The organism is uncultured Pseudoteredinibacter sp. (genome assembly GCF_947502065.1).
GTDB lineage: Bacteria > Pseudomonadota > Gammaproteobacteria > Pseudomonadales > Cellvibrionaceae > Pseudoteredinibacter.
On record NZ_CANMYE010000001.1, the window covers coordinates 353,313 to 366,685 of the forward strand.

The 13,373-nt window shown below is 45.6% G+C and carries 10 protein-coding genes; 5 read left to right on the forward strand and 5 right to left on the reverse strand.

What is annotated here, in order from left to right; genetic code table 11:
* Positions 1-116: 116 nt before the first annotated feature.
* Together Q1A41_RS01560 and Q1A41_RS01565 are read right to left on the reverse strand one after the other, a co-directional pair.
* A complete protein-coding gene (locus Q1A41_RS01560) occupies positions 117-497 on the reverse strand; it encodes a Fis family transcriptional regulator (protein WP_299973732.1) in 381 nt (126 codons plus the stop codon).
* 56 nt (positions 498-553) lie between these two features.
* Positions 554-829 (reverse strand): hypothetical protein, encoded by a 276-nt coding sequence (locus Q1A41_RS01565; RefSeq protein ID WP_299973735.1) that lies wholly within the window; start codon positions 827-829, stop codon positions 554-556.
* A gap of 154 nt (positions 830-983) precedes the next feature.
* On the opposite strand from Q1A41_RS01565, the gene Q1A41_RS01570 reads away from it, so the two are divergent.
* A complete protein-coding gene (locus Q1A41_RS01570) occupies positions 984-1,712 on the forward strand; it encodes a pseudouridine synthase (protein WP_299973738.1) in 729 nt (242 codons plus the stop codon).
* Positions 1,713-1,816: 104 nt separating this feature from the next.
* Here the strand turns inward: Q1A41_RS01570 and Q1A41_RS01575 are convergent, their stop codons facing one another.
* A complete protein-coding gene (locus Q1A41_RS01575) occupies positions 1,817-3,046 on the reverse strand; it encodes an NADH:flavin oxidoreductase/NADH oxidase family protein (protein WP_299973741.1) in 1,230 nt (409 codons plus the stop codon).
* A gap of 171 nt (positions 3,047-3,217) precedes the next feature.
* Here Q1A41_RS01575 and Q1A41_RS01580 point away from each other — a divergent pair, with 171 nt between their 5' ends.
* Positions 3,218-3,622, forward strand: coding sequence for a MerR family transcriptional regulator (locus tag Q1A41_RS01580; protein WP_299973744.1), 405 nt, complete (start codon positions 3,218-3,220; stop codon positions 3,620-3,622).
* Positions 3,623-3,967: 345 nt separating this feature from the next.
* Positions 3,968-7,798: a leucine-rich repeat protein gene (locus Q1A41_RS01585; protein WP_299973746.1), complete on the forward strand. Its 3,831-nt coding sequence runs from the start codon at positions 3,968-3,970 to the stop codon at positions 7,796-7,798.
* A 14-nt stretch (positions 7,799-7,812) separates the two neighbouring features.
* Here Q1A41_RS01585 and Q1A41_RS01590 read toward each other — a convergent pair whose 3' ends face one another.
* Entirely contained in the window at positions 7,813-8,367 is a 555-nt protein-coding gene (locus tag Q1A41_RS01590; RefSeq protein ID WP_299973749.1) for a PadR family transcriptional regulator, read from the reverse strand.
* Between the two features lie 209 nt (positions 8,368-8,576).
* Here Q1A41_RS01590 and Q1A41_RS01595 point away from each other — a divergent pair, with 209 nt between their 5' ends.
* Positions 8,577-10,217: an NAD(P)/FAD-dependent oxidoreductase gene (locus tag Q1A41_RS01595; RefSeq protein ID WP_299973752.1), complete on the forward strand. Its 1,641-nt coding sequence runs from the start codon at positions 8,577-8,579 to the stop codon at positions 10,215-10,217.
* Positions 10,218-10,220: 3 nt separating this feature from the next.
* Here Q1A41_RS01595 and Q1A41_RS01600 read toward each other — a convergent pair whose 3' ends face one another.
* On the reverse strand, positions 10,221-10,847 hold the full coding sequence (locus tag Q1A41_RS01600; RefSeq protein WP_299973755.1) for a TetR/AcrR family transcriptional regulator: 627 nt from the start codon (positions 10,845-10,847) through the stop codon (positions 10,221-10,223).
* A gap of 199 nt (positions 10,848-11,046) precedes the next feature.
* On the opposite strand from Q1A41_RS01600, the gene Q1A41_RS01605 reads away from it, so the two are divergent.
* Positions 11,047-13,371, forward strand: coding sequence for a TonB-dependent receptor (locus Q1A41_RS01605; RefSeq protein WP_299973758.1), 2,325 nt, complete (start codon positions 11,047-11,049; stop codon positions 13,369-13,371).
* The last annotated feature ends 2 nt before the right edge of the window (positions 13,372-13,373 follow it).

Below are 13,373 nucleotides of genomic sequence, written 5' to 3' on the forward strand. Positions count from 1 at the left end.
GTCATTCTGGTGGCTTCTAAATCTTTCCATATTAAACGAGTGAATCCACATAGAGTGGGTGTGGCATCAATGTAATGTAGTATTCCCTTCCCAGTAGACGGCTACAAATGATTTCACTATTCAGGCCTATTTTTTGGTATGGAACGCCCTTTCAATCTTTCCAAGCGCTCATTCCACTTTCCATCATCTTCATGTGTGCAGGCTTCTTCAGAATCAAACATGACCTGTCTCTCAGGCGATTTGAATTTAACCCCAATTTTCAGAAGCTTACTTTGGATAACTTTATAGATTTTCGGCTTATTTGTGTGATTACTGCTTTCCTCAGTATCAAAAACACAAGTGATCATCAGGCTGGCTGGGAAATTAGTGTAATTAGCCTGGTGGGTTAACCACTGAAAACCCGGGATATCTTCAAGAAACTGATCGCAAGCAGCGGTTAGCGCCAGGCGGATATTGTTGTCAATTTTCTTTTCGGTTTTACTTTTTGCTTTGGCCATGGAGTGTCATCAAAGGTTATAATTTCAATGGGCGTGTTTTCGTTTCGAGAGGGAATTTACGCCCGCTTTATCCGTACTACCTTCATTATTTCAAAAGCCATACCCGCTACTGATTCTTGATCTGGGTAATAGGTCATATTGACCCTTGCGCCTTTTAAGTTTTGATAGTTGTCTTTACGCTTAAACTTAAAGGGTACGTCCTGACCTTCTACCATTACGGTATGCAATATCCAATCACCTTGTTCGCGTTGGACATGGGATACTACTTTCATCATCTCTGAATGAATGAGGTTCTTATTCTTGGCGACTAGTTTCTTTGGGTCTGATTGCATAGCGTTGTTTTGAGTGTTTAGTAATAGTGATGTAGATAGTGGTATAGCTATAAAAGCTTATAATTTCCCTAGCTGGCATTATAATGCCAGCTAGCTGTGCCTCGCCAGCATTAGCCCAATTTCCCTAATATTCCCTACAAATAGGTTGTTTTAAGTGCGTTTAGATCGATTTCTAATTCACAACGCTAATATTAGCCGTCAAGATTGCTTAGCCTTGATTAAAGCTGGGCGAGTGCAGGTTTCTGGTAAATTGGCTGAGAGTGTTGCGCAGTTGCTAGAAAGGGAGGATACGGTGAGCTTGGATGGCCAGCCTTTATGTGCAAAGCCTTTTAGTTACCTAGTTGTGAATAAGCCAGCTGGGGCTGTAAGTGCTAGAGCCGATAAAACCCATCCCACGGTATTGGACTTTATTAAAGCTGACAATTTTGTAGGTGAGCTGCCAGCGTTTGAGGCGATCAATATAGCTAAGCTGCAAATTGTTGGCCGCCTGGATATCGATACTACAGGTTTACTGTTGCTTACCGATGATGGCGAGTGGAATTATCGTTTAACAGCACCTGAGCATCATTGTGTGAAAACCTATCGTGTGCAGCTTAACTCAGAGCTGGCCGATGGTTTGGTGGAAAAGTTTGCTGACGGTTTTTTATTGCAGGGTGAACAAAGCAAAACGCTAGCTGCCAAGTTAGAGCCGGTAGCGCCTAAAGAGGTATTGTTGAGTATTTCTGAAGGGCGCTACCACCAAATTAAGCGCATGTTTAAAGCCAGTAAAAACCGTGTTGTCGGTTTACATCGTGAATCTATTGCAGGTTTGGATTTGATAGAAGGTCTTAGTCCTGGTCAGTTTCGTTTTCTAAGTGCAGAAGAAGTTGCTAGGTTGGAGTAATGAGATAAAGAGCTAATGAGCAGGCCTATATTTTGGCCCGCTTATAGTTTTTTAAAAATACTCGCGTAAGGCTGCTATTAAAACCCGCTCAAGGCTGCTTAAAACTAGCTAACAAATCGTTCGCGATAGCGCTTCTGCAGTTTGCTGGATCGAAATTGTTCCTTGATGAGCGAGAACAATGGAGAAGGCTTTGCTAGTGGCTTTTTGCCATTACCCATACGTCGCATCTGCCGTTTAACTACTGCCATTGTGGCAAAGGCGGCCAAATCTTTATTTTTCATTTCAATCGGCGGTACAATCGCATCAAGCATACTGTTGTTTTGCCAGTGGTTGGGCAAGCTAGGGTGATAGGCCAGTGCGGTGGCGATACCTACTGCTGCCACGCCTGAGCTAACAACTTTTTCGGCAATTTCTAAGCGACGAACGCCACCCGTTGTCATAATGGCGATATCTGTCGATTGGGCGATTTCTTCGGCAAATTCTAGGAAGTAGGCTTCTCTTGCCAGTGTGCGTTCATCCGAGGTGCGACCTTGCATGGCCGGGGTTTCGTAACTGCCGCCGGATAGTTCGATCAAATCTACGCCCATATTGTCGAGCATGGCCACTACTTGCTTGGCATCCTCAGGTTGGAAACCGCCGCGCTGGAAGTCGGCAGAGTTCAGCTTAATGCCTACCGCTGCATCGCTTGGTAAGTTCGCGCGGACGGCTTTTACCACCTCTAAAAGTAAGCGTGCTCGATTCTCGAGTGAGCCACCCCATTGATCGGTTCGTTTATTGCTTAAAGGCGAGAGAAATTGGGTGATTAAATAACCATGGGCGGCGTGAATCTGTACTCCGTCAAAGCCCGCAGCAACAGCATTTTTGGCAGTGGCGGCAAAGCGTTGAATCACATCCTGAATCTCTTCTTCGCTCATGGCCTTGGGTTGAGCGAATAGCTTGGAGTTCTTACCCAAATCCAAGGGGATATCGGAGGCAGAAAGCGCCTTACCCTTCATGCCCGCAAATACTTGGCGGCCAGGGTGGTTGATTTGCATCCAGACCTTGCTGCCACCCGCCTTGGCTGCATTTGCCCAATCTTGAAAGCGCCCTAGTGGGGTGTTGGCTTCCAGTGCTACACCGCCTGGGCCAGTCATGGCCATATGATCCACCATAACATTGCCGGTAAGCAAAAGTCCGCAGCCACCTTGCCCCCATTGGCGGTATAGCTCTATTAGGGCGTCACTGGGCAGCTGATCCTCTGTTGCCAGGCTCTCTTCCATGGAAGCTTTAACAATGCGGTTTGGCAGCTCGCCACCACTGGCGAGTTTTAATGGCTGAAATAGCGGCTTAAGCATGATTTACCTCTTGATGAATTTGTCGTGCTTAGCGCCTTTTGGCTGGCTAAGCAGTTGCTTCAGTTGTCTCTTGAGTGGCAGCTAGTGTAAGGTTAAAGTGAGCTTTAAGGTCAATGCCCTTTTTGGCTTGGCTTAGTAAAGAAGTGATATGAGGCTAGGTGGTATTGCGTTATGAAGATTGGTGAACTTGCGAAAATCTCGGGGGTGGCGGCCCATACTATTCGTTTTTACGAATCTGAAGGCTTGTTGAAAAACGTTCCTCGTGGCAGCAACGGTTATCGGCAATATGGTGAAACTGAGCTAGATACTCTGTTTAGAATTCAAGTCGGACAAAAACTGGGCCTAAGCCTGCAAGAGCTTAAATTAATGTGTCACCACCATGACGAGTGGGATAAAGACAAAATGATTCAACAGCTCCATAACAAATTAAATGATGTCCGGGAATTGCAGAAAACACTTGCTGCTCAGGAGCAGAGTTTGCAATTGATTATTAACAGTCTTGAAAGTGGTGAGACAGATTGCCAGCAGCGGGATCAGTTGTTGGCGACATTGAACGGTCAGCTGCATGACGCTTGATGTTTAGCTGTAATTGAATTGTATAAAACATGATTTCCAATTTTTCCTAGTGTCCATTATGGATTAAAAACTACCAACTCTAGGTATAGGCCAGCTAGCAGCTATTTTTTTAAAATAGCAGGCTCGAAAAGTGAGCGGCCAATACTAATAAAATTCCACCTTGAACCTTGTCACATTACCCTTGTGATGTGGTTTTAGTTTCTGTCGTCTAAATGGTTTTTTAATAATTCCACAGCAACATATTGTTAATGGTAACGGTATGTAATGGTGGCTATGGGCCTTTGGTTTCACGATTAACTGAATTTACTACTAAAAACCTAGCCCGCACAGGCTCACGGAGGGGATGTGTTTTCTCGAATTATCACTCTTGGTTCAGCATTATTTTTGTGCTTACTTTCAAGTCAGTTGATGGCGCAAACTTTTACCTTTGGTCCGGCGGATACGGTAACGGGCTGTAGTGGTTGTTCGAATATGCCACTCGTTGTTCCATCTGATAACGCTGGGACCCCTGTTACTAGAATCGCCAATTTAGCTTTTGCCAATTTGGGGATTAACGATACGGTTACCATTCCAAATACCATTACAGATATCGGGCAGAGCGCTTTTTTAAATAGCGGTATTACAGCTATCAATATTCCAAGCTCCGCTACCACTATAGGTATTGGTGCCTTTGCCAGTAACAATATAACGTCGGTAAGTATTCCAGCAACTTTAACCGTCATCCCGCAATCGCTTTTTGTTGGCAACAGTATTAGCAGTCTAACAATTCCTTCCGGCGTTACTAGAATTGGGGCATCAGCATTTGCGAACAACTCTATAAGCTCTTTGTCTCTACCGAGTACATTGACCAGAATAGATGACAATGCCTTTCAAAATAATTCCGCACTAACTACGGTTAGCCTACCAAGTAGCTTGTCTATTTTAGGGCAGGGAATTTTTAGTAACTGCGGGCTGACTTCGGTAACCATAGCGAATGGTATTCCCTTTATTAGTCCCTCAGCTTTTCTAGGTAATAATCTTACATCAGTTTCTATTCCCAGTAGTGTTACCACGATTGGTTCAGATGCGTTTAGGGGTAATTCTATATCTTCAGTTTCCATACCCAGTAGTGTGACGGGAATATTTTCTCGGGCATTTCGTGACAATGGTATGACATCGGTTTCTTTGTCTTCAGGCCTTGAGACCTTGGATGATGATGCATTTGCGAACAATAGTTTAAGCTCGCTCACTATACCGGACACCGTAACTGTGGTTAGAGATAATGCTTTTGCCAATAATGCCCTAAGTACTGTGGCACTTGATGGCAACAGACCAATCATTTTTCCACTGGCCTTTGCAGGCAATAGCTTAACAACCATTACCTATATTTCGGGCAGTACAGGCTGGCCAGGTGCCGATATTCAAGGGGTAACTCCGACTCCCATTGGAGGCGGAGGTGGAGGAGGTGGCGGAAGCACTCCAGAGGTCAGCGTTAGCGCAGTTAATAGTGTCCTAGAATCTGAAGGCCCAGTTACTGCAACGGTAACTATTGACTCCTTGCCTAGTAGTACTGCGTCGGTAGAGCTGGTTTCCACTTCGGGTACACCCAATCCGGCAAGCAGTGACGATTTTGAAGAAAAAACGGTATTTATTGTTTTTGATATATCAGGTGCACAGCCAGGAGCGGGCTACACAGTAGTAAGTCCTACCTCGGTCACGGTTAATTTCGGGGTCGTAAACGATACTGATGTAGAGAGTGATGAAGTTTTCGATATTTTCCTCAATCAAGAAAGTGGATTAATACTAAGCAGCATAGACAGCTTCCAAAATATCACTATCGTTGATGACGATTCAGTAGTAGCGGCTCCGCCACAGATTAGTGTAAGCCCTCAGCGAAGCTTTTCAGAAGATTCTGGTGAGATTAGTTTAAGCTTTAGCCGAAGCGGCGATCTATCGTCTTCATTAAGTTTTGATTTTGCCACCATCGATAGCAGCCCACTTATAAAGTCAGCAGCTACTAGCTCGGGCACGGCAACCGCAGGTAGTGATTATACGAGCGTTAACACAACAGTGAGTTGGGCGGCGGGCGAATCTGGCAGTAAGTCAATCAGTATTCCCTTATTGGATGATAATGAATTTGAAGGCGATGAAACTTTCTCTGCGTTGGCAAGTAATTTAAGCAGTGGCGCAAGTTTTGGTTTTGATCCAAGTTTTGTTTTTACTATTGCTGAAAATGAAATTGAGCCGGCAGGCGAGTTCAACTTCAGTGAAGCGATGTATGAAGTTAATGAAGATGCTGGCAGTGTGACCATCTCCGTAATTCGCAGTGGTGGTGCCAACGGTGCTGTGAGCGTGAATTACTCCACTGCTGATGGTAGTGCAACTGTGGGCAGTGATTATTTGGCCGCTTCCGGAACCTTAAGTTGGGCAGCGGGCGATACCAGCGATAAAACCTTCGTCGTGTCGATTAACGTAGATATTCTGAATGAGGCTGCCGAAGATATTTCTTTAAGCCTAAGCTCTCCATCTGGCAGTGGCTCCTTAGGAAGCTTGGCAACCTCCCAGGTTAAAATTGTCAATGTTAATGAAGAGGGTGCACCAGATATTTCAAAAGAGGATATCTCGGTAACCGATTTTGATGGCGATGGCTTGGTCGAAGTGGTATTGGACGCGACCGGTAAGATCATTTCTGATAATCCGATCAATGATGTTAGTTGGTTAAAAGAAGGTGAAGTTATAGCAACAGGAATGGTTACAAAAGCTGAACTGGCTGTAGGTACCCATCCACTACGAGTCATTGCAACTGATAGTAATGGCAAGCAAGCGGGAGTCGATTTTATTGCTGAAGTTAAGGAGTTGGATGCCGACACCACTCGCATGCTAAGTGATACCGGTGGACTAAACACTGAGCAAGGTACAGTGGCGGGGGCGCTTGATGAGTTATGTCCGCGGCTATCTGAAATGGGCCAGCAAAATGGTCTTAGTACTGGGCAGACCAACTTGAGAAACCGTTGCGAAAGTCTACGCGATCCTGATCTCAGTGATGAGGATATTGTGTTGGCACTAGATCAAATCGCAGGCGAAGAAGCTGAGGCAATTATTATTACTGCCGCAAGATTCACCAATATGCACCAAAGTAATTTGCGTAACCGCTTTACCCAATTACGTCGCGGTGGCAGAGCTATTATTGATGTTAGTGGCTTAAATCTACAATTAGACGGCGGCAGCTTAAGCGGGAATATGTTTGCAGCGGTAGGCCGAGATCTACTAGGGGGTGCAGCCAGTGGTGATGAGGAACCTGAGATTTATAGTGACTCACGTTTAGGTCTGTTTATAAACGGTAATGTTGCTTACGGTGAGCGAGACCCAAGCAAAAATAACAGCGGCTTTAAGTTAGATATCAATGGTATTACGGCTGGTATGGATTATCGACTTACTGATAAATTGATAGCCGGTGTGGCGGTAGGTTATTCCCGTAGCGATTTAGATTATGCCAATGATGGTGGTGTGCTAGAGGGCAATAGTACCTTCTATTCGGCATACAGCTCTTTCTATAGCGATAAAAATTATTATATCGACAGCAGTATTACATACGCAGATTCTGATTTTGATGTTACCCGTCATATTAAGTATCGCGATACTTCCGGTTTAGTAGATTTACAACGCAGTGGTAATACCGGCGGTGATCAGCTATTGGCCACTATTGATTTTGGTTGGGACTATAACGATGGGCCGTGGACATTTGGCCCCAATGGTAGCTTCAGCTATAGCGATACCAGTATTGATGGCTTTGCCGAGCGTGGTGAGTCGGGGTTGGAGCTGCAATACAGTGGCCAGGCCAATATTACCAGCACCTTTGGTTTAGGCTTCCATGGCTCGCGGGTATTCCTAATGGACTGGGGGGTATTGATTGCCAATTTAAACGGCAACTACTATCGTGAGTTTAAAAATCAAAACAGCATTATTCGCGCAAGTTTTGTGCACGATCCTTTCCGTTTCGACACTTCGAATCCGACCAGTGAAATGTTGATTGCCTCGGATATCCCAGATCGTAATTACTTTAACCTAGGTATTGGTTTGGCGGCTCAGTTCAAATATGGATTATCTGGCTTTGTGGATTATCAGACACTGCTTGCTGCCGATAATATTACTTCAAGAGAATTGGCATTCGGCCTTCGCTACGAAGCTAAGTTCTAAAGCAATGGCGGGGGTTATTTATTGGCCCCTGCTGTTTGTTTTTGTAGGTAGTTAATAACTTCCTCAGCCCATTCAATACACGCTTTTTCGCCAATGATGCCGCGGCGTAAGGTCAAAAATGGCATGGCTAATTCTTGCTGCTTCTTTTTACTGCTATTGCGGTATTCATCTTCAATAGCCAGAAAGGTTTGCAACATTCGCTTATGGCTATCTCGGTAATGCAACATTTCTTCTAGTAGCTGCTCTTTATTGGCTAGGTGGCCCGCGTAAATTTTAACTAAAAGGGCGTCTTTTACTTTACCCAGCTTCAAGGGTTGCTGAACCCACTCTGAGAGCGCCTGTCTTCCTGAGTCAGTAAGGGTGTATATTTTCTTGTCGGGCTTATCGTCTTGGGCTTCTAGCTGGCAGTCGATAAGGGCCCCTTTATGCATCGTTTTAAGCTGCGCATAAATTTGCTGGTGGCTCGCGTTCCAAAAATACCCTAGGTGATCCTCAAAGCGCTTGAGCAGATCGTATCCTGTCCCGTCTTCGGTTTCTAAAAGGGTGAGTATGGCGTGCTTTAAAGACATTGGGGCCGTATATCTTCTGATCTTAGTGGGTGAGTGCGCGGCTATTGTAGCCTGAAAACCTGTTATGCAAAAGTTTGCATAATGAGTCTCGCTTGTATACTCTAGTCAATATTGATATGCAATAAGTTGCATATTACTGTTGGCAAAGGTAGCGCCTGCCACAGTTATCTGATTTAGCGGCTAAAACCAACAATAAGAAGAGTGCTTCTATGGCTAAAGCAAAGAAAGTTAATGTTCGAACTGGCAAGCGTTATCGCACAGGGCGTGCTGATGAGCATTACGATGTTATTGTCGTCGGTTCAGGAATGGGTGGCTTAACGACAGCTGCCTTATTGTCTTTGTTGGGTAAAAAGGTGTGCGTACTAGAGCAACACTATACTGCCGGTGGCTACACCCATGCTTATGAACGTGAAGGCTATGAGTGGGATGTAGGAGTGCATTATATTGGCGAGGTACATAAGCCGTCGACAATGAAGCGCATGTTTGATGTGCTCAGTAATGGCCGCTTGAAGTGGGCCGCGATGGACCCTGTTTATGATCGAATTATTATTGCTGATAAGGCCCATGATTTTGTAGCCGGTCGCGATAATTTTATTGAAGAGCTCGTTAAGCACTTTCCCCAAGAGCGTGAAGCCATTGAAAAATATGTCGCGTTAATACGGGATATGTCCAGCTCCACGCCTAAGTTTTTTGCCGGCCAAGCCATGCCACGGTGGATGGCGGCCATATACAAACGTATTCGTCCCTTGATAGTGCGTAAGGAATTTTTTCAGTCTACTCGTGAGGTTTTAGAAGGTCTAACTAACAATCAGGACCTGATCAGCGTGCTCACCGGCCAGTGGGGCGATTACGGCCAAACGCCACGCGATGCAGCTTTTTTAATGCACGCTCTTATCGCAAAGCACTATCTTGCCGGTGGTGCTTATCCAGTGGGCGGAGCCAGTGAAATAGCCCGCTCCATTATTCCAACTATTCAAGTCAGTGGCGGTGAGGTTTTCACCTATGCCGAAGTTGAAGAGGTGTTGGTGAAAGATAACAAAGCCTGCGGCGTTAAGATGGCCAATGGTGATGAGCTCTACGCCGATCTGGTTGTGAGCAATATCGGATTGCATAAAACACTCGGCAAGTTATATCCAGAGTCCAGTAGGGCACAGCACAATGTGCAACAATGGTTAGGTGAAGAGAAATTAAATCACTCTAGTTCAAGTTACTGCCTTTACGCTGGTTTTAAAGGCAGTAAGGAGGCCTTGGGCTTGGATACTACCAATCTATGGATTTATCCTAGTGGTGATCATGAGGGAAATGTTGACGCTTTTCGAAAAGGTGAGCACAGTGATTTTCCATTGATTTATATCTCTTTCCCTAGCACCAAAGACCCGCAGTGGAATGAACGCTTTCCCGATAAGAGTACGGTAGAAATTGTAACGATTGCCAATATTGAAGACTACGAGCCCTGGCAGGGAACCATGTGGCAGCAACGTGGTGATGATTATGAGGCAAAAAAAGAGGCGCTTGCTAAAGAGCTATTAGAAAAACTATTTAAGCAGCGTCCTCAGCTTCGAGAAGCTTTGGATTACTACGAGCTATCGACTCCGCTTTCCACTCAGTTTTACCAACATAATAACGCCGGCGAGATTTACGGTGTCGATCACTGGGTAGAGCGATTCGACAAGGCCTGTATGCATCCAGAAACGGACATCAAAAATTTATATATGACCGGTGCCGATGTTATGACGGCGGGAGTTGGCGGCGGCCTCATGGGCGGGGTGATGTGCACTATGCGTATTCTTGGTTTGCGCCGAAGCAAAGAGGTGATGGGGCTTTTTAAAAACTACACTGAGGCTAGCTAATTGCTAGCCCTCAAAGCTCAATAGGTAGTCTTCAAGAACAGCGGTGGTGGCCACTTTCTCCCAGTGATTCGCCTGCTTAAGTTGCTTAGGGCTACTAAAGCGAGTGCGATATGACCAAGTGCCAATATTTATCGCATAGGTGAAGTTCATCAGCTGCTCTAGTTGTGATTTACTGCCAGGAAAATCGTAGTGTTTGAGTACTTGAATCAAAAGGGCGCTCACTTCTTTTTGGTGACGCTCGTCTAAGGCCTCCAGCTCAGGGTAAAGCTGCATCGCTTGGTTAAGCTCGCTCATTGTCCCCGATGCTTGCTCTGCCTCAAACAAGTTCTCCAGGAGCTGTCCCATGCCGTCTTTCCAGTTTTGGTATTCTGCTAGCTGAGGTAGGAAGTCGCTAATGAGCTGCCGCAGAGTAAATAGATAATCCTCGTACAAGGCCTGCAACACGGCCTGTTTATTCTCGAAGTATTGATACAAGGAGCCAACCGATACATTGGCCGCTTTTGCCAATTTGGGCATGGTTAGGCTTTGTAAGCCCTCCTTGCGAAGCAAATCGCTGCAGCTTACTAGTATTTTTTGTACCCGCTCTTGAGACCGCTTTTGGCTGGGCTGCTTTTTTAGGCTATTGCTCATAATAATCTATATATCAATGGCTTAGCACGCAGTATACCAGCATGTCTGTTTTCACAGCTATGCCCTATTGCTAGCTGAGCCTTGGCCAATTACCCCAAAAGGGTTATGTGAATAATTATTCACTTTAGTTGACGCCCGTGTTGTCCTTGTTGCAATATGAATGTGAATAATCATTCATATAATAACATCGGAGTCGACTATGAATCGCCAAGCAATAGGTTTAGCCAGCTTTGCTCTTGCCTGTTTACCACTCGCTGTTAAAGCACAGAGCTCTGCAGGACTTGAAGAGGTGGTAGTCACGGCCCAAAAACGTGATCAGAGTAGCCAAGATATTTCTGTAGCTGTTAGCACATTTAATGGCGATCAGATTTCTAAATTGGGTAACACCGGCTTGCAGGAGCTGGCCGAGAACGTAGCTGGCGCAGAGATTTTCGATGATCGCGGATCAGGTCAGCCCACCTGGGTGATTCGTGGCGTGGGTTTATCAGACTTCAACCCCAACAACACGCCAACAGCGGCCATTTTTTACGATGAGGCCTACATGTTTTCCAATGTTTTAGGTGGCATTGGTTTATTCGATATAGAACAAGTAGAGATTTTAAAGGGGCCTCAGGGTGGCTTATACGGCCGTAATACGAGCGGTGGCGCTGTTAGGGTCAATTCCAGAGCTGCAAAAGTAGGCGAAGAAAATAATAGTTATCTACGAGCGAGCTATGGTCGCTGGAATAAAAGTCGTATAGAGGCCGCTAGCGGTTTTGATCTAAGCGATTCAGTTGCACTACGTGTGGCGGCGGTAACGAGCCAAGGTGGTGGCTGGCAGGACAGTTTGGCCACAGAAGCTGACGACGAGTATGGCGATCAAAATTTTAGCGCTATTCGTGCCCAACTGGCTTGGCAGCTAAACGAAAACACCGAAATGTTATTAAAGCTTGATGCCGGTCGTGACAAATCCGAAACCTATTTAGCGCAAGGCCAGGCAAGCCTATTGGGCGATGCTTCGGCTCGCTGCCCTAGTGTCGCAGCAGGTGGCCAAGCTAATGAGCAGTGTTTTGCTTTAGCGAATGTATTGTCGAACTTTGTCTTTGATACCGGCACTGGGCCCTTGGCAAGCGAGCAAGACTCTCAGGGCCGCCGTGCCACATCAAATCCGATTAACGCTTTAGATAATGATTGGCGCAGCGCCAATATGCGTTGGAATTGGGAAGGTGAGTCCCTGAGCTTTACCTCCATTACGACGGTAATGGATTATAACTTTAAGCAAGATTACGACTTTGACGCTTCCCATCTCACCTTATTTCATGAGTTTAGCCAAAGTGAGTTAAAGGGTTGGTCCCAAGAGTTTCGCTGGCAAGGAGAGTTTTCTGAACAGCTCTATTGGTTATTCGGAACAAATTACAGCGATGAAGAAATCAAGGCACGGCGTGATACCGATCTTAGTCAGTTAGTCGATTTTCCCGCTATAGGTTATCGGGCTTTCACCCAAGAAACCCAATCGCTCGCGGCATACGGCCAGCTGGAATGGCAATTTACAGAAGCTTTGAAGTTACATGGTTCGCTACGTTACACCAAGGAAGATAAAGATCTGATTAATTATCGATTCTTTGAATCGGAAGCCAGTGGTATCGATATCAATGGCGACGGGGCATTGGCGCCTTTCTTCTGGTTGAATAATGTTAATCAAGAAGCCGATTTAGACAGCCACTTTTCTGGGCATATAGGATTGGATTGGACGCCTGATGATAATTTATTGTTTTACGCCAAGGCGACCCGTGGCTTTAAATCAGGTGGCTTCTTTGGTGGCTTTGCCTTTAGCGAAGCAGAGCTTAGCGCCTACGATGAGGAAATTATCTGGTCCTATGAGCTTGGCTGGAAGACAGATTTATTGGATCGCCGCCTACGTTTCAACGGCGCTTTGTACTACTACGATTACCAGGATGTGCAAGGCTTTACGCAAGTGTTTAGCGATCAATTGGGTGAAGTGCTCACTAAATTGGGCAATCTCGGCGATGCTGAACATAAAGGTGTAGAGCTAGAATTTGTTTATTTACCCGAGTCCATAGAGGGCTTGCAGCTTTCCTTGCAGGCTAATTATCTGGATGCAAGCATTTCCGATAGCGCGACGATAGGCTTAGATCCAGACGGTGTAGAGGTTCCACTTCAAGGCTTACAGCGCACATTTGCACCAAAATACAGTTTAGGACTTCAAGTAGATCATCACGTTAATCTTGGTGATAACTATGAACTTAACAGCTCCTTGAATTACAGCTGGCGAGATGATGTTAATGCTGATGCTGCCTACGGCACCGATCTAGACAGGGCCTTATTTGGTATAGAAGCCTATTCCTTGTTAGGTATGCGTTTCGAGCTGGTGCCTCTAGCAGCAGACTGGAAGGCGGCTCTACGGATTAATAATTTGACTAATGAATCCTATACCTTAAGCCGCAGCTCTGATGATCTTGGAAGCTTTAATCGGGTGCAAGGCATGCCTCGAACTTGGGCGATAGAGCTTTCTTACGAATGGTAAGC